The sequence below is a fragment of the Allobosea sp. RIT-PG3_2 genome (genome assembly GCF_057321085.1).
Genome location: NZ_JBXWCA010000006.1, coordinates 177,502 through 191,945 on the forward strand (window position 1 = coordinate 177,502; position 14,444 = coordinate 191,945).

Sequence of the window (14,444 nt, forward strand, 5' to 3'; positions counted from 1 at the left end):
CATCCCGGCCGGAGCGAAGAGAAGAGCCGGGATCCATGCCTGAAGCTTGATTGGCAACGCTCCGGCATGGATCCCGGGTCAAGCCCGGGATGACGGCGTGATTCCGTGCAAAAGCAGCACGCTCTAGAGCCTGCTGTTTATCGACGGACCCGCGCCGTCATTCCGGGGCAGGCCGCAGGCCTGAGCCCCGAACCCAGAACCGATGTCTTCGGCCATGCAAGGCGCGGGGAAGAGACTGCTTCATGACGGGCGGCATCGATTCTGGGTTCCGGGCTCGGCCTTTCAGGCCGCTCCGGAATGACGGCGCGTTGCCTTGGAAACGTGGCGTGCTCTGAAATTCGCTTGCGTCCGGCGACATGACGAGGCCACAAGGCCGCGATGCCCGCCGCCGCCATCACCGCCATCGTCGTCAGCTATGACAGCGCCGAGGTCCTTCCCGCCTGCCTCGATGCGCTGGCGGGGGAGGGCGTGCCGGCGATCGTCGTCGACAATGCGAGCGGCGACGAGAGCCGGACTATCGCCGGACAACGCGGCGAGCGCGTCATCGCCAATGCCCGGAACGAAGGCTATGGGCGCGGCAACAACATCGGTATCGCGGCAGCCGAAACTCCCTTTGTGCTGATCGTCAATCCGGATCTGGAGCTGGGGACCGGTGCCGCTGCGGCCCTGCTTACCGCCGCAGAGCGCTATCCCGATGCCGGCATGCTGGCGCCGCGCATCGTCGAGCCGTCGGGGCGGATCTTCCTGCAGCCGCGCTCGCTGCTCTCGCCTGATCATCTCAACCGCAGCGGGGCCATGGCCGTGCCGGAGGGCGATGCCTGCCTGCCTTTCCTTTCGGGCGCCTGCCTCTTGATCCGGCGCGAGCTGTTCATGGCGCTTGGCGGTTTCGATCCGGCGATCTTCCTGTTCTACGAGGATGACGATCTGTGCCGGCGCATGCGCGATGCCGGCCATTCGCTGATCCATGTCCACGAGGCGGAGGCGCGGCATGGTCGTGGCCGCTCAAGCACGCCGTCGCCGCAACGCCGCTTCAAGGCGCGCTGGCATCTCGCCTGGTCGGAGCGCTACATCGCCCGCAAATACGGCCTGACGGAGCCCAGCCCGATCCGGATGCTGGAGAATCTCGGCAAGGCGGTGGGCTACGGCCTCCTTCTCAACCGCGAGAAGCTTTACGCACATGCCGGCTCGGTCGCGGGCGCGCGGGCCTGGCGGCGGGGCGAGACCGCGCTGGCGCATGAGGGGCTGGAGATGTTGCCATGATCGGGCGTGCCCCGCGCGTCGCCGAGGCGCTCGCTCATCCGCACAACAATTTCGGGCTGTTGCGGCTGGTGATGGCGGTGGCCGTGGTGATCTCGCATGCCTTCAGCGTCACCGATGGACGGGTCGAGCAGGAGCCCTGGTTCCAGACCACCGGCTTCACGCTGGGCGAGCATGCGGTCAACGGCTTCTTCGCGATCTCGGGTTTTCTGGTCACGATGAGCTTCCTGCGCCGCGGCTGGCGCGACTACGTGCTGGCGCGCCTGTTGCGGATCGCGCCCGGCCTGATCGCGGCGACGCTGGTCGTGGCGCTGTTGATCGGCGGGCTGATGACGACGCTCGACAAGGCCGCCTATTTGAGCGACCCACGACTCTGGCGCTTCATCAGCGCGACGCTGACCACCTTCAAGAGCGCCGCCGCTTTGCCAGGCGTATTCGAGGGCAACCCGCTGCAGTTCCCGATGGGAACGGTGTGGACGCTGAAATACGAGACGCTGTGCTATCTGGGCGTGCTCGTCGCGGGCATCGCCGGGCTGCTGGCAAAGCCGCGGATCGCATTGGCGGCCCTCGTGGTGCTCTCGCTGGCGGTGGTCCTGCGCGAAGTGCTGGCGCCCCATGGATCTAAGGGCTTGGAGACCGCGCTTCGCCTGCCGCTGATCTTTCTCGCAGGCGGCGTGATCTATCTCTATCGCGAGCGGGTGACGCTCTCGCTGCCACTGCTGGTGCTCGCCGTGCTCGCGCTCTTGCCGCTAGGCTTCACCCCGCTCTACAAGGCTGCGCTCTACCTAGTCACGGCCTGGGGCTCCCTGGTGCTCGCGCTCGCACCGGCGCTGACGCGCCGCTCGCTCGAGCCGCCGGCGGACCTGTCCTACGGTGTCTATCTCTACGGCTGGCCAGTGCAGCAGACCCTGCACGCGCTGTTCCCGAGCCTTGGCGCTGTCGCGCTGCTCTGGCCGTCGCTCGCCGCGACCGTCGTCATCGCCGCCTTGTCGTGGTTCCTGGTCGAGAAACCCGCGCTCGGCGTCAAGCGCCGGCTGCTGCGCGGCTCCTGAGCGCGGCGACGAACGCCTCGGTCCGCTCGCTCATCAGCAACGGCAGGAGCGGAACGAGCTCCTCGCGTGGCAACGCCCACCAGCGGGTTTCGAGGAGTGCTGCGACCGTCGCCTCGTCGAAGCGCAGCCTGACGAGGCGCGCCGGGTTGCCGGCGACGATCGCGTAGGGCGGCACATCGCGCGTCACCACCGCTCGCGCCGCGACCACGGCACCATGGCTGATGCGGACGCCGGACAGGATCATGCTCTGTGATCCCAGCCAGACGTCATGGCCGATCAGGACGTCGCCGCGCGTCGTGTCGTGGCCGGTCGTGCTCGCGGCTTCAGGCCAGAGGCCCGGCAGGGCCGGAAAGGGATAGGTCGTCGCCCAGTCGAGCCGGTGGTTGCCGCCGAGCAGGATTTCGACGCCGTCCGCGATCGAGCCGTAGCGGCCGATGGCGAGCCTGGCGCCGCTTTCCGGAAAGCGCACCTTCGGCCGGCCATAGGTATAGGCGCCGGCGACGAACTGGCCCGGCCGCCGGGCGATGAGATGCGCCAGATGCAGCCGGGTCTGATTGTCGGGGTTCAGCCGCTTGCGCAGCCAGCCGCGCGGGACGGATGACAGCCCCGCCCACCAGGCTTGCAGGGCGGACGGGCGCCAGTCGCGATCTTCGGGCGCGACGCGGTCATCAGTTGGTCGCATTTTCTTCACGCGAACCGGCATCCACTTCGCTTGAAAATGCTTAGCTCACTGAGCATCGGCCTTGAGGTCGATCTTGTCGAAGATCTCTGTCGGCTCGGTCATGGTGATGACGTCGGCGAGGCCGAGGCCGGTCTGCGACTTGGCGCTCGCGGAGACATTGAGCGTGCCGGGCTTGGCGACGAAGCGCGCGACGGCGGCAGTCAACGTCTTGGCCGCGTCGGACGGGCCGAGGATCGCGGCAAGCCCGAGGCTGGCGACCATCGTGAACTGCTGGCGGACGTCCTCGACCTTGCGCTTCGACTTGCGCGCCTCGTTCTCGATCAGCTTCTCGGCAAGGCCGAAATTCTGCAGCTTGACCTGCAGGTTGCGCGCCGTCGCGCCGAGCATGGCGACCTGGGCGAGGGCGAGATCGCTGGAGAACAGGTCCTTGGTGACGTTGCCGAGGGTGCCGGACGCATCGAGCTGCACGAGCCCGGCGCTGCCGAGCGACAGCGTGCGGATCGCGATCTCGTTCTTCGCTGCCTCCCAGGCGAGGTCGAGCTTCGCCGAAAGATCGAGCGAGCGGATGCCCATCGCGATCATGTCCTTCGCGGCGGGATTGCCGCTGGTGTCGACGATCGGGGTCACCAGCTTGTCGATGGTCAGTGCGATGCTGGTCGGGATGCCGTTGAGCTGCTCGCCGGCCTTCAATTCGAAGGTGCCGAGCGACATCTTGATCGGGTCCTTGCCGGTGATGACCGGGGGGGCATCGATCGAGATGCCGGCGAGGCGGACCGTGCCGATCGTCGGGATGAAGCGGCGGAAATCGACCTCGTCGAGCGGCTTGTCAGGCTCGGTCAGCGCTGCCCGCAGCTCGCGGATGACCGGTGCGAAGGAGAAGCCGGAATAGCTGATCGAATCGACGCCGCCCTTGGCCGGGCCCGAGCTGAACTGGAAACCTTCGAGGGCGAAGCCGGATTTGGCCGGCGTGCTCTCGCCGAAGGCCATGCGGGCGATCTTCATGTCGACCGTGTCGGGCTTGGCGCCGGGCTTGGCATCGGATTTTGGCGGGGCCGAGACGGTCATGACGAAGTCGCGCGCCTCGCCGCTGCCGTATTCGAACATGTCGAACAGCGACAGCATGGACAGGCCGAGGCGCTTCTCGGCGTCGCTCTTCCCAGCCGGCTTGGCATCGCTTCCGCCAGCCTTGTCGCCATCCTTCTTCTCAAGCTCCTCGGAGGCGGCGGCAAGCTGGCTGATGACCTCGAGCAGCGGCTCCGGCCCGACCTTGGCGGCGAAGCCGCGCCCGGTGGTCCTGCCGAGCGACATCTTGCCGGCCTTGCCCATGTCGAGGCTGTAGCCGTCCTGCTCGAAATTACCGATCAGCGGCAGCATCGGCTCCTGGGTGCCCGGCGCGGCCTTCTCCGTCAGCACGCGCGCGCTCTGGCGCAGATCGAACGCGTCGAAGGCGGTGCGCTTCAGCTCGCCCTTCATCGGGCCGGTAGCGGCGCCGTCGGCGGCGATCGAGCCGCTCGCCGATTCGCCGTGGCCGATCTTGCCCTCGCGGATGTCGGTGAAGCGGATGTCGCGATAGGTCGTGGTCTGCTTCTGGTCGCCGACCGTCTGCACCAGCGTCAACTCCGGCGCGCTGATCTCGCTGGCGGTCAACCGGCCCGCACGCGTCGCTGCCGAATCGCCTGCGTTGCCGCTGAACAGCGCGAGGAAGGCGTCCTTTTCCAGCGTCGAGCCCTTGATTGCGATCTTCGGCGCATTGATCACCAGCTTGCCGAGATCGATCCGGACATTGTCGAGCTGGAAATCGGCGGCCCACACTGGCGATGCGAAGGCGATGAGGACGGCGGTCAGGGCCGTTCCAGTGAGGTGCATCGGCCGACGAAGGCGCGCAACGGTCATTCAGATCTCCTGCTTCTTTGGCCGGGCGAAACTGCCGCAAGCCGATGGCGAAAGAAAGCCGTCATGCGACGGGAAGCGGCATCCCGCATTCATATGATGACGAAAGACTTGACCGGAAGACAGACGGCGCGGCCATCTGCCGAAGATTCGCCATCGGCCGCACCTAGAGCTGACACGCGGCGATGGCCGCCATGGAGTTGGACGCGATGTATACCGTCAAGACCGCTTTCGCCGCTGTTCTTTTTGCCTTGATCGCGCTCGTGCCGGCGGCGGCGCAAAGCCAGCCCGCCGCGGCCGGCTCGGGGCTCGAATCGCTCGTCATCGTCAGCGGCGGCACGCGCCACGTTCTGCAGGTCGAGGTGATGCGCACGCCGGACCAGCGCGCGAAAGGGCTGATGTACCGCAACTACATGCCGGCGGATCGCGGCATGCTGTTCGATTTCGGCGCGAGCGAGCCGGTCGCGATGTGGATGCAGAACACCTATATCTCGCTCGACATGCTGTTCATCCGGGCCGATGGCACGATCGCGCGCATCGCCGAACGGACGGAACCGCTCTCGACCCGCACGATTCCATCCGGGGAACCGGTGCTGTCGGTGCTCGAGATCAACGGTGGCGTCAGCAAGCAGCTCGGGCTCAAGCCGGGCGACAAGGTCGAGCACGCGCTTTTCAAGCGTTGATCGATCCTCAGTCAACGGCTTTCGCTTGCGGGTCTGGCCCGTGGCATGATAGCGAACCGCAACGTTTGGAATGGTTCGTCGGGGTATAGCGCAGCCCGGTAGCGCATCTGCTTTGGGAGCAGAGGGTCCCAGGTTCGAATCCTGGTGCCCCGACCATCGTTCCAAATCTACGAAGCGGTTCGCGTCGCGAGCTGCACGAGATTTGGTGACGGCAGAGCGCTTTCATGACCGCACGCATCTATCGCCCGGCCCGCACCGCCATGCAGTCCGGCACTGCCAAGACCGAACGCTGGCTGCTCGAATACGAGCCGGAGCGGCCGCGCGAGATCGAGCCCCTGATGGGCTGGACCTCATCCTCGGACATGAAGAGCCAGCTCAAGCTCTGGTTCGACAACGAGCAGGACGCGGTCGCCTACGCCACGCGCAACGGCATCCCTTTCCGGGTCGAGAAGCCTCAGGAGGCCAAACGCCGCGCGCTCTCCTACTCCGATAATTTCAAGTATAGCCGCGTCGGTCAGTGGACGCATTGAAGACGACAGGCGGGGACTTTCCCTTCGCCTCTCGGGCCCGTAGCTCAGATGGATAGAGCAGCAGCCTTCTAAGCTGCTGGTCGCTGGTTCGAATCCAGCCGGGCTCGCCATTGATTTCATTCCGGAATTCTCGTTGTTCGACGAGGTATTCCGACGAGGCGCCGGCGCGTCATTCTGATTTGCGCCTCCGCTATCAACGGTAAGAAGCATCGTCGCCTGTCAGTGGAATTCCACGTCCGCACCCATCCGGCGGGCGTCGCGATTACAGAAAATTCGAATGAAATCGATCCGCCAATCTTAGGGCCTGCGGGCCATGCTCCCGGCTGAACACCGAGGAGACGACATGGACATCTTTAGCATGCTGGGGCTGATCGGCTTCGCGGCGCTGGCCTACGCCTTCAAACTGGCCACAGAGAGCGTGACGTAAGTATCAGATCATATGATCTGGCGCGGCCCATCGAGCGCGGTTAAGGAACGATTACCTTGTACCGTACGGGCCACGCCATGAAGATCGACATTGCCCTCAACCTCCTCGGCATCGTCGCCTTCGGCATGCTCGGTTACGCGATGCTGCTGGCTGTCCGAGGCCCGAGAGCAGAAGCCTGAACGAGGAGTCCTCCGGCTCGACCGGAACTTCGCGGCTCGCCTAGCGGCGCAACGCTTGTCCTGAGCGGGGGCGCCGGCTTCGGCTGATCGCTGGCAGGGACGCCGCTCCGTGCCGCCGCCGCGCGCGGCCGGGCTCGATCGCCTCTTCAGAATTGGTTGCTTTGCAGCGCGCCGATCGCTCGCCATTCGGCGCGGCGTCTCACGGTTTGGGCGGCGTCAGCCCCTGCAGCTCGATCGTGCCGAAGGACGGCATCGAATTCAGCTGTTTTTCGAGCGCTGCCGGATCGAGCGTCACCGGTTTATCCAGCCAGTAGGTGACCATCTGCGGGAAGGCGATCATCAGCGCGACCAGGATGAGCTGCAGCACGATCCAGGGAATCGAACCCAGATAGATGTCGCGGCTCTTCACCGTCGGCGGGGCGATGCCGCGCAGGTAGAACAGCGCGAAGCCGAAGGGCGGGTGCATGAACGAGGTCTGGATGTTGGCGCAGATCAGCAGTGCGAACCAGATCAGGTTGATGTCGAGCTTTTCCGCCGCCGGCGCCAGCAGCGGGATGATGATGAAGGCGATCTCGAAGAAGTCGAGGAAGAAAGCGATGAAGAAGACGAACACCATGGTGAAGGACAGGAAGCCGACCTGACCGCCCGGCAGCCCGGTGAGCATGTGCTCGATCCACTTGCCGCCGCCCACGCCCTGGAAGACAAGGCTGAAGACACGCGCGCCGATCAGGATCATCGTGACCATGGCGGTGATGCGCATGGTCGAGGACATCGCCTGGTAGGTCAGCTTCCAGCTCAGCGTGCGATACAGCGCCGCCAGCCCCAGCGCGCCGACCGCGCCCATCGCGCCGGCTTCCGTCGGCGTCGCCAGGCCCATGAAGATGGTGCCGAGCACGAGGAAGATCAGGGCGGCGGAGGGGACGATGCCGCGGATACACTTCCAGACCAGCGCCCAGCCCCGGAGCGTGCGGGCTTCCGGCGGCAAGGCCGGGATTGCGGCCGGCTTCACGATTGAGAGGATCATCACCCAGATGCAGAACAGCGCGACCTGCACGATGCTGGGGCCGATGGCGCCGGCATACATGTCGCCGACGGACTTGCCCATCACGTCGGCCAGCACCACGAGCACCAGCGAAGGCGGGATGAGCTGGGTGATCGTGCCCGATGCGGCGATGACACCGGTGGCGTGGCGCATGTCGTAGCCGTAGCGCATCATGACCGGCAGCGAGATCACGCCCATGGCGATGACCGAGGCGGCGACCGTGCCGGTGATCGCGCCGAGGATCGCGCCGACGAAGATGACGGCATAGGACAGGCCGCCCCGGATGCTGCCGAAGAGCTGGCCGATCGAGTCGAGCAGATCCTCGGCCAGGCCGCAGCGCTCCAGCACCGCGCCCATGAAGGTGAAGAACGGGATCGAGAGCAGCAGGTCGTTCGAGATGATCGAGAACAGCTGGAAGGTCAGGTTGCCCATGTAGTTATGGGTGATGACCCCCATCTCGATGGCGATGAAGCCGAAGAACAGGCCGACGGCCGCGAGCGAGAAGGCGGCGGGATAGCCGATCAGCAGAAAGACGATCAGCCCCCCGAACATCATGGGGCCGAGATTGGCGCGGATCGTGTCGATCATTGCAGCGGCTTCTCGTAAGCGTATTCGTGCTGATGGAAGCCGCGCAGCGCTGCGGCGCGCTTGATCATCTCGGAGATGCCCTGCAGCAGGATCAGCACGAAGCCGACGGGCAGGAGCAGGATGACGGGCCAGCGGATCAGGCCGCCGGCATTGTTGGAGGCTTCGTTCAGCGTCCAGGACTGGACGAACCACGGCCAGGTGAACCAGATCATCACGATGCACATCGGCAGCAGGAAGACCGCGCCGCCGAGCAGGTCGATCCAGTGCCGCGTCCGATCGGAGACCGAGCCGTAGAACAGGTCGACGCGGACATGCTCGTTGACCCTGAGCGTATAGGCCGAGCCGAGCAGGACCATGCCGGCGAACATGTACCACTGCAGTTCGAGCCAGGCGTTCGAGCTATAGGAGAGCAGGTAGCGGATCGTGGCGTTGCCGGCGCTGACCAGGCAGGCCAGCAGCACGAGCCAGCTCGCGATGACGCCGAGCCCGCCGCCGAGGCGGTCGATCAGCCGCGCCAGCGGCATCAGCTGCCGGCAGAAATACCAGGCGATCGCCACGGCGCCGGCCATGGCGCCAATGGTCGCAATCGCAAGCCAAAGCTTGAACATGAGCCCCCACGGCGACGACGTTTCTTCCCCGAACGCCGCTGCTAGCAGTTACGGGCTTAGCCGTTCCATGACGGGTTGTTGCTCAATCCATAGCCGCCACATAGCCGGCGGCTATGAGCTGTTCCTGCGTGCGCAGGCGATAGCCGACGGCAAGCTCCGTGACGATGTAGGCTGGCCGGGCCGGATCGGGCTCGATGCGGTTACGCAGCTTTTTCATCAGGATACGCAGGTATTGGACGTCCTCGTCCGGCTCCTGTGGCCAAAGCTCCCGCATCAGCTGGCGGTGGGTCAGCACGCTGCCGTGATGGACCGCGAGGATGCGCAGCAGCGCGAACTGCTTGGGCGAAAGTATGATCGTCGTCCCATCGCGGCTGACGAGGCGGCGCGCGATGTCGATCGACAGCCCGCCCGCCTTGACGACGGGCTCCGTCGTTTCCTGGCGGACGGCGCGCCGGAGCACCACGCGGGCCCGCGCCAGCAGTTCCGCCATGCCGAACGGCTTGACGATGTAGTCATCGGCGCCGCTCTCCAGGAGCTTGACCTTCTCCGCTTCCGACTTGCGCACCGACAGGACGATGATCGGGGCTTTCGACCAGCCGCGCAGCGCATCGACCACGGTTGCGCCATCGGCGTCGGGGAGCCCGAGATCGAGGACGACGAGATCGGGCTGGCGCATCACGGCCTCTTCCTGGGCCTGCCGGGCCGTCTCGGCCTCGGCCACGCGGAAGCCGTGCATCTCCAGCCCGGTGCGCAGGAAGCGGCGGATAGGCGCCTCGTCATCGACGACGAGGACGAGCGGCCCCGTCGCGAGGTTCGTCGTGGCGGCCGTATCACTCGTCATCAAGGTCACGTTGCCCCGTTTCCGCAACCGGCAGGACCATCCGTATGGTCGTGCCCAATCCTGGCCCCTGGCTCGTGGCGGCAATGCGCCCGCCACAGGCCTCGACGAAAACGCGCGCAATCGTCAAGCCCAGACCGCTGCCGCCGGCGATGTCGGCATGGCGATCGCCCCGATGGAAGCGCTCGAAGATCATGTCGGACTCGCCCGAGGCGAGGCCCGCGCCCTCGTCCCGGATGGCGAGGATGATCGCATCGTCTTCCCTCGCCGCGGAAACCGCGACCGTCCCGCCCGCAGGCGTGTATTTGGCGGCGTTCTCCAGCACATTCACCAATGCCTGGGCGACGAGCACCGGATCGACGCTGACGAGGGGCAGTTCCATGTCAAATTCACGCCGGACGGTATGACCGTGCAGGCGGCTCGCAGCAAGATCGAGCGCATTGTTGACGATGTCCAGCGGATCGACCGTGTCGAGCCGGGGCTGAAGCGCGCCTGCGCGGATGCGCCCGAGGTCGAGAACATTCTGGATCAGCCGGTCGAGGCGGCCGGCCTCCTGCTCGATTCCGCCCGCCAAGGCCAGAAGCTCCGGCTGGTCGTCGAGCCCCGGAGCTGTCGCTAGCACGCTGGCCGACCCCATGATGCCGGCCAGCGGCGTGCGCAGCTCGTGCGAGACCGATTCGACGAGGATGTCCCGTAAGGCGTCCGTGCGTTGCCGCAGGCGCCGCTCCTCCAGGATCCGGGAGAGCCCGAGCCGTTCGAGCGAACGGTTTCCTTCGGCGAGGACAGTCTGCAGGCGCTCCGGAAGGCCTTCCAGGGTGTCGCCAGACGTGCCGACCTCGACCGCGACGACCGCGCGGGCTTCGTCCGTGCCCGCCAGCCGGCACAGCAGCCAGTGTCCGCCGTCCGGCAGCTCGACGGCCAGCGTCGACGACGGGCCGGGCGCCTTCAGGAGAAGTTCCCTGGCCCGCACGGCCAGGGCTTCGGTGTTGTCCGGAGCGAACGGCGAATGAACCGTCGCGAGGCGGCTTGGCCCGGACATGGCGAACAGCGCCGCCGGCCTGCCGAGCGCCTGCGACACCTGCTCGGCAACGATGCGATAAACCGCTTCCACATCGGCAGCGATTGCGAGCGTGCTGCTGAGTTCGTAGATGCGCCTGATCGTCTGCTCGCGTTCCGTCGCCTGCAGCATCTGCCGCCTCAGCTTGCCGGCGAGCTGCCCCACGGTGAGGGCGACGACCAGCGAAGTGGTCAGGTCGATGATCTGCGGCGGCTCGAACACCAGGACGCTGAAGAGCGGCGGATAGAAGAGCGTCGTCATCAACGCGCCGAGCAAGGCGGCCATGACTGCCGGGCCGGTGCCGTAGCGCACCGCTGCAATGAGCACAGGCAGCATGTAGATCGCCGAGACGCTGTCGAGCGGGGCGAACCAGACGGCGATGCCAGCCAGTGCCGTGGCCAGGGCGACGAGCGCGGTGGTCTTCAGATACGGCAGGAGCGAACGCGAAGCGGCCATGTTTCTCGATAGCGCTCCGCAGTGGCGCCCGCCACCGCGATCGTCGAAGGGCGACGAGGGAGGCGGGTCGGTCGAAACAGCAGCCGCAACCGCCGCCCCTGGCCTTAGATCTCGCCGTCGTGTCACGAGCGGGATGGTGCGGCATGGGTCGTTATGCTTGCCGGCTCGCGCCCCGCAGCGTAAACCGCCGCGGTTCGCCTTGATCGTGCCCGAAAGGCCCGGCATCCCCGCGGCGTTCCCGGCCATGCCGGTTTCGACATGAGCGCGGCCCGACGGCCGCGAGGATGGATGATGTTTTCGCTCACGCCAGCGATCGACCGGCTGACGACGTTCCTGACGGCCAGTCATGCGCGCGTCTGCGCGTTCCTGCTGCTGCTCTCGCTCGCCGCCTTCCTGCCGGGCTTCAGCACGTTGCAGCCGCTCGACCGCGACGAGCCGCGCTTCGCGCAGGCCAGCAAGCAGATGCTGGAGACCGGCGATTTCGTCGATATCCGCTTCCAGGACGAAGCCCGCCACAAGAAGCCGGTCGGGATCTACTGGCTGCAGAGTGCCGCGGTGAAGGCCGGCGAGGCGCTCGGCGTGCCGCAGGCGCGCACGCAGGTCTGGCTCTATCGCATCCCCTCGCTCATCGGCGCGATCGCGACGGTGCTGCTGAGCTATTGGGCGCTGCTCGCCTTCCTGGCGCGGCGCTACGCGCTGCTCGGTGCGTCATTGATGGCGGCGGCGGTGCTGCTCGGCGTCGAGGCCCGGATCGCCAAGACCGACGCCGTGCTCGCCGCCTGCGCCGTCGCCAGCATGGGCGCGCTGGCGCGGACCTGGCTCGACTGGACGCGCTCGCTCGCCTTCGTGCCGGACCGGCGCAACTGGCTGGTGTTCTGGGGCGCCACGGCGCTGGGACTTCTGATCAAGGGGCCGATCGTGCCGATGGTCTGGGGGCTCGCCATCCTCGTGCTGAGCGCAAGCCAGCGCTCCTTCCGCTGGCTGAAGCCGCTGCGCTTCGGGCCGGGGCTGCTGCTCTGCCTCGTCGTCGCGCTGCCCTGGTTCGTCGCGATCATGCTCAAGACCGGCGGCAGTTTCTTTGCCGAGAGCGTCGGGCAGGACATGCTCGGGAAGGTCTCCGAGGGGCAGGAGAAGCATTGGGGACCGCCGGGGCTCTATCTCCTCGTCTTCTTCGCGACTTATTGGCCGGCTGCGGCCTTCGCCGCGATGGCGGTGCCCTTCGCCTGGGTCAGGCGCAGGGAGCCGCAAATCCTGTTCCTGATCGCCTGGATCGTGCCGTCCTGGCTGGTGTTCGAGGCGGTGCCGACCAAGCTGCCGCATTACGTGCTGCCGCTCTATCCCGCGATCACGGCCCTGCTGCTGCTGGCGGTGATCAATGGCGGCATCGACCGCTACCGGCGCGGTGCCGTGGCGACGGCCTGCCTCGTCCTGATCGTGCCGCTGGCGCTGATGGGCGTCATTCTCTACGGCAACTGGACGCTCGACCAGACCTTGCCCTGGCTGGCGCTGCCCGGCTTCGCGCTGGTGCTGGCCGTGGCCATCGGCATCATCGCTGCGTTCGGGCGGCTCGACCTCGAGGGCGCGCTCTGGCGTTGCGTGCTGGCGAGCCTGTTGCTGACGGCTTCGGTCTATCCTTTCGCCATCGAAAGCCTGCGCTCGCTCAAGCTCTCGCCGCGGCTCGCCGAGGCGGCTCGGGCAGCCTGTCCCGATCCGGCCGTGCTGACGCTGGGCTATCGCGAGCCGAGCCTCGTCTTCCTGACCGGCACCAATCTCGCCATGGCGGCCAGCGGCGAGCAGGCCGCCGCCTTCCTGAACCAGCCCGGCTGCCGCGTCGCCTTGGTCGAGAAGCGCTACGCGGGTGAGTTCGAAGCCGCGATTGCGTCGCAGCCGGTCAAGCCGCGCCTGCTCACGACGATCCGCGGCTTCAACCTCAATGGCGGCCGCAGGCTCGATATCGCCGTCTTCGCCAGGGAGCCGGGTTGAGAAACCCTTGCCCTATCGACTGAGCTGACGCAGTTTGCGGGCCGTTTTTCCGGATGATGCCGTTTTGACCGAAACCTCTTCCCACCCGCTGCTCAGCGTCGTTGTGCCCGTACGCAACGAAGTCGGCAACATCGCGCCGCTTGTCGCCGATATCGAGAAGGCCTGCGCGGCGATCGGCCCCTTCGAAGTCGTCTACGTCAATGACGGCTCGACCGACGGCACCGCCGATGCGCTCGCGGAACTGGCGCATACGCGGCCCTGGCTGCGCGTCGTCACCCATGCCCAATCCTGCGGGCAGAGCGCGGCGGTGCGCAGTGGCGTGCGCCATGCGCGCTCGGCGATCGTGGCGACGCTCGACGGTGACGGCCAGAACGACCCCTCTTTCCTGCCGGAGATGGTGGCGACCCTGCAGAAGGGCGGGCTGCATGCCGGGCTGGTGCAGGGCCAGCGCGTCGGGCGCAAGGATACCGGCTTCAAGCGCTGGCAGTCGAAGATCGCCAATGGCGTGCGCGGACGCGTGCTCAAGGACGATACGCGCGACACCGGCTGCGGGCTGAAGTGCTTCCGGCGCGAGGCCTATCTCGCTTTGCCTTACTTCGATGCGCTGCATCGCTTCATGCCGGCGCTGATGGCGCGGGAGGGCTATCAGGTGCTGCATGCCGATGTGCGCGACCGGCCGCGGCTGACGGGCGTCTCGAATTACGGTTTCTTCGACCGGCTCTGGGTCGGCATCCTCGACCTCGCCGGTGTCTGGTGGCTGATCCGGCGGCGCAAGCGCGTGCCGCAGATCATCTCGGAGACGATGTGATGCTGATCGACCTGCAGCAGACCATCGGGAATTATTTCCACGATGTCTTCGTCAACAAAATCGACTGGTGGGTGCTGCTCGGCGTCGTCGCGCAGGGCCTCTTCACCATGCGCTTCGTCGTGCAGTGGCTGGCGAGCGAGAAGGCCGGGCGCTCGGTCGTGCCGATGACCTTCTGGTGGTTCTCGATCGGTGGCGGCGCGCTGCTCCTGATGTATGCGCTCTACCGGCGCGACCCGGTTTTCATCCTCGGGCAGGGCTTCGGCGTCTTCGTCTATATCCGCAACCTGCAATTCGTGCTGCGCGCCAGGGCGCGCGGCGAGGATACGAATTCCGGGCCGGGCTAGGCAAAGCGCGTCATTCTCGG

14 protein-coding genes and 2 tRNA genes are annotated in these 14,444 nt (G+C 66.5%); 10 read left to right on the top strand and 6 right to left on the bottom strand.

Going from position 1 to position 14,444, the window contains the following annotated elements:
* Positions 1–378: 378 nt before the first annotated feature.
* Complete coding sequence (locus tag AC2FAN_RS18395; RefSeq protein ID WP_485175837.1) at positions 379–1,260, top strand: glycosyltransferase family 2 protein; 882 nt, start codon at positions 379–381, stop codon at positions 1,258–1,260.
* Entirely contained in the window at positions 1,257–2,309 is a 1,053-nt protein-coding gene (locus tag AC2FAN_RS18400; protein WP_265053990.1) for an acyltransferase family protein, read from the top strand. The genes AC2FAN_RS18395 and AC2FAN_RS18400 overlap by 4 nt, the downstream gene beginning before the upstream one ends.
* Here the strand turns inward: AC2FAN_RS18400 and AC2FAN_RS18405 are convergent.
* Together AC2FAN_RS18405 and AC2FAN_RS18410 are read right to left on the bottom strand one after the other, a co-directional pair.
* Positions 2,281–2,991, bottom strand: a complete 711-nt coding sequence (locus AC2FAN_RS18405; RefSeq protein ID WP_485175838.1) for a CatB-related O-acetyltransferase — start codon at positions 2,989–2,991, stop codon at positions 2,281–2,283. The two genes, AC2FAN_RS18400 and AC2FAN_RS18405, sit on opposite strands and share 29 nt — an antisense overlap.
* Positions 2,992–3,036: 45 nt before the next feature.
* Positions 3,037–4,884: a hypothetical protein gene (locus AC2FAN_RS18410; protein ID WP_476804797.1), complete on the bottom strand. Its 1,848-nt coding sequence runs from the start codon at positions 4,882–4,884 to the stop codon at positions 3,037–3,039.
* 206 nt (positions 4,885–5,090) lie between these two features.
* Between AC2FAN_RS18410 and AC2FAN_RS18415 the strand changes: the two genes are divergently transcribed.
* The 5 genes from AC2FAN_RS18415 to AC2FAN_RS18435 all read left to right on the top strand — a co-directional run bounded on the left by AC2FAN_RS18415 (position 5,091) and on the right by AC2FAN_RS18435 (position 6,700).
* Positions 5,091–5,564, top strand: a complete 474-nt coding sequence (locus AC2FAN_RS18415; RefSeq protein WP_265053988.1) for a DUF192 domain-containing protein — start codon at positions 5,091–5,093, stop codon at positions 5,562–5,564.
* Between the two features lie 79 nt (positions 5,565–5,643).
* Positions 5,644–5,720: transfer RNA gene (locus tag AC2FAN_RS18420), tRNA-Pro, on the top strand.
* Positions 5,721–5,788: 68 nt separating this feature from the next.
* On the top strand, positions 5,789–6,094 hold the full coding sequence (locus AC2FAN_RS18425) for an ETC complex I subunit (protein WP_485175839.1): 306 nt from the start codon (positions 5,789–5,791) through the stop codon (positions 6,092–6,094).
* 33 nt (positions 6,095–6,127) lie between these two features.
* A tRNA-Arg gene (locus AC2FAN_RS18430) sits at positions 6,128–6,204 on the top strand.
* 373 nt (positions 6,205–6,577) lie between these two features.
* Positions 6,578–6,700 carry a hypothetical protein gene (locus AC2FAN_RS18435; RefSeq protein ID WP_485175840.1) on the top strand — a complete coding sequence of 41 codons (123 nt, stop codon included), beginning with the start codon at positions 6,578–6,580 and terminating at the stop codon, positions 6,698–6,700.
* A 199-nt stretch (positions 6,701–6,899) separates the two neighbouring features.
* On the opposite strand, the gene AC2FAN_RS18440 is transcribed toward AC2FAN_RS18435, so the two are convergent.
* The 4 genes from AC2FAN_RS18440 to AC2FAN_RS18455 all read right to left on the bottom strand — a co-directional run bounded on the left by AC2FAN_RS18440 (position 6,900) and on the right by AC2FAN_RS18455 (position 11,289).
* The gene (locus AC2FAN_RS18440; RefSeq protein ID WP_485175841.1) at positions 6,900–8,330 is read right to left on the bottom strand and encodes a TRAP transporter large permease; all 1,431 of its coding nucleotides are present in this window, start codon (positions 8,328–8,330) and stop codon (positions 6,900–6,902) included.
* Complete coding sequence (locus AC2FAN_RS18445) at positions 8,327–8,899, bottom strand: TRAP transporter small permease subunit (protein WP_265054853.1); 573 nt, start codon at positions 8,897–8,899, stop codon at positions 8,327–8,329. The genes AC2FAN_RS18440 and AC2FAN_RS18445 overlap by 4 nt, the downstream gene beginning before the upstream one ends.
* A 121-nt stretch (positions 8,900–9,020) precedes the next feature.
* The gene (locus AC2FAN_RS18450; RefSeq protein WP_265053985.1) at positions 9,021–9,779 is read right to left on the bottom strand and encodes a response regulator; all 759 of its coding nucleotides are present in this window, start codon (positions 9,777–9,779) and stop codon (positions 9,021–9,023) included.
* Positions 9,769–11,289, bottom strand: a complete 1,521-nt coding sequence (locus AC2FAN_RS18455; protein WP_476804795.1) for a sensor histidine kinase — start codon at positions 11,287–11,289, stop codon at positions 9,769–9,771. The genes AC2FAN_RS18450 and AC2FAN_RS18455 overlap by 11 nt, the downstream gene beginning before the upstream one ends.
* Before the next feature lie 291 nt (positions 11,290–11,580).
* On the opposite strand from AC2FAN_RS18455, the gene AC2FAN_RS18460 reads away from it, so the two are divergent.
* From AC2FAN_RS18460 to AC2FAN_RS18470, 3 genes are all read left to right on the top strand, one after another.
* The gene (locus AC2FAN_RS18460; RefSeq protein ID WP_485175842.1) at positions 11,581–13,272 is read left to right on the top strand and encodes an ArnT family glycosyltransferase; all 1,692 of its coding nucleotides are present in this window, start codon (positions 11,581–11,583) and stop codon (positions 13,270–13,272) included.
* A gap of 64 nt (positions 13,273–13,336) precedes the next feature.
* A complete protein-coding gene (locus tag AC2FAN_RS18465; RefSeq protein ID WP_476804793.1) occupies positions 13,337–14,080 on the top strand; it encodes a glycosyltransferase family 2 protein in 744 nt (247 codons plus the stop codon).
* On the top strand, positions 14,080–14,424 hold the full coding sequence (locus AC2FAN_RS18470; RefSeq protein WP_265053981.1) for a lipid-A-disaccharide synthase N-terminal domain-containing protein: 345 nt from the start codon (positions 14,080–14,082) through the stop codon (positions 14,422–14,424). The genes AC2FAN_RS18465 and AC2FAN_RS18470 overlap by 1 nt, the downstream gene beginning before the upstream one ends.
* Positions 14,425–14,444: the final 20 nt, after the last annotated feature.

Bases quoted from the DNA above. Each gene is read 5' to 3' on its own strand.
- AC2FAN_RS18395 (WP_485175837.1), top strand. From the start codon at position 379: ATGCCCGCCGCCGCCATCACCGCCATCGTCGTCAGCTATGACAGCGCC.
- AC2FAN_RS18400 (WP_265053990.1), top strand. From the start codon at position 1,257: ATGATCGGGCGTGCCCCGCGCGTCGCCGAGGCGCTCGCTCATCCGCAC.
- AC2FAN_RS18405 (WP_485175838.1), bottom strand. From the start codon at position 2,991: ATGCGACCAACTGATGACCGCGTCGCGCCCGAAGATCGCGACTGGCGC.
- AC2FAN_RS18410 (WP_476804797.1), bottom strand. From the start codon at position 4,884: ATGACCGTTGCGCGCCTTCGTCGGCCGATGCACCTCACTGGAACGGCC.
- AC2FAN_RS18415 (WP_265053988.1), top strand. From the start codon at position 5,091: ATGTATACCGTCAAGACCGCTTTCGCCGCTGTTCTTTTTGCCTTGATC.
- AC2FAN_RS18425 (WP_485175839.1), top strand. From the start codon at position 5,789: ATGACCGCACGCATCTATCGCCCGGCCCGCACCGCCATGCAGTCCGGC.
- AC2FAN_RS18440 (WP_485175841.1), bottom strand. From the start codon at position 8,330: ATGATCGACACGATCCGCGCCAATCTCGGCCCCATGATGTTCGGGGGG.
- AC2FAN_RS18445 (WP_265054853.1), bottom strand. From the start codon at position 8,899: ATGGCCGGCGCCGTGGCGATCGCCTGGTATTTCTGCCGGCAGCTGATG.
- AC2FAN_RS18450 (WP_265053985.1), bottom strand. From the start codon at position 9,779: ATGACGAGTGATACGGCCGCCACGACGAACCTCGCGACGGGGCCGCTC.
- AC2FAN_RS18455 (WP_476804795.1), bottom strand. From the start codon at position 11,289: ATGGCCGCTTCGCGTTCGCTCCTGCCGTATCTGAAGACCACCGCGCTC.
- AC2FAN_RS18460 (WP_485175842.1), top strand. From the start codon at position 11,581: ATGTTTTCGCTCACGCCAGCGATCGACCGGCTGACGACGTTCCTGACG.
- AC2FAN_RS18470 (WP_265053981.1), top strand. From the start codon at position 14,080: ATGCTGATCGACCTGCAGCAGACCATCGGGAATTATTTCCACGATGTC.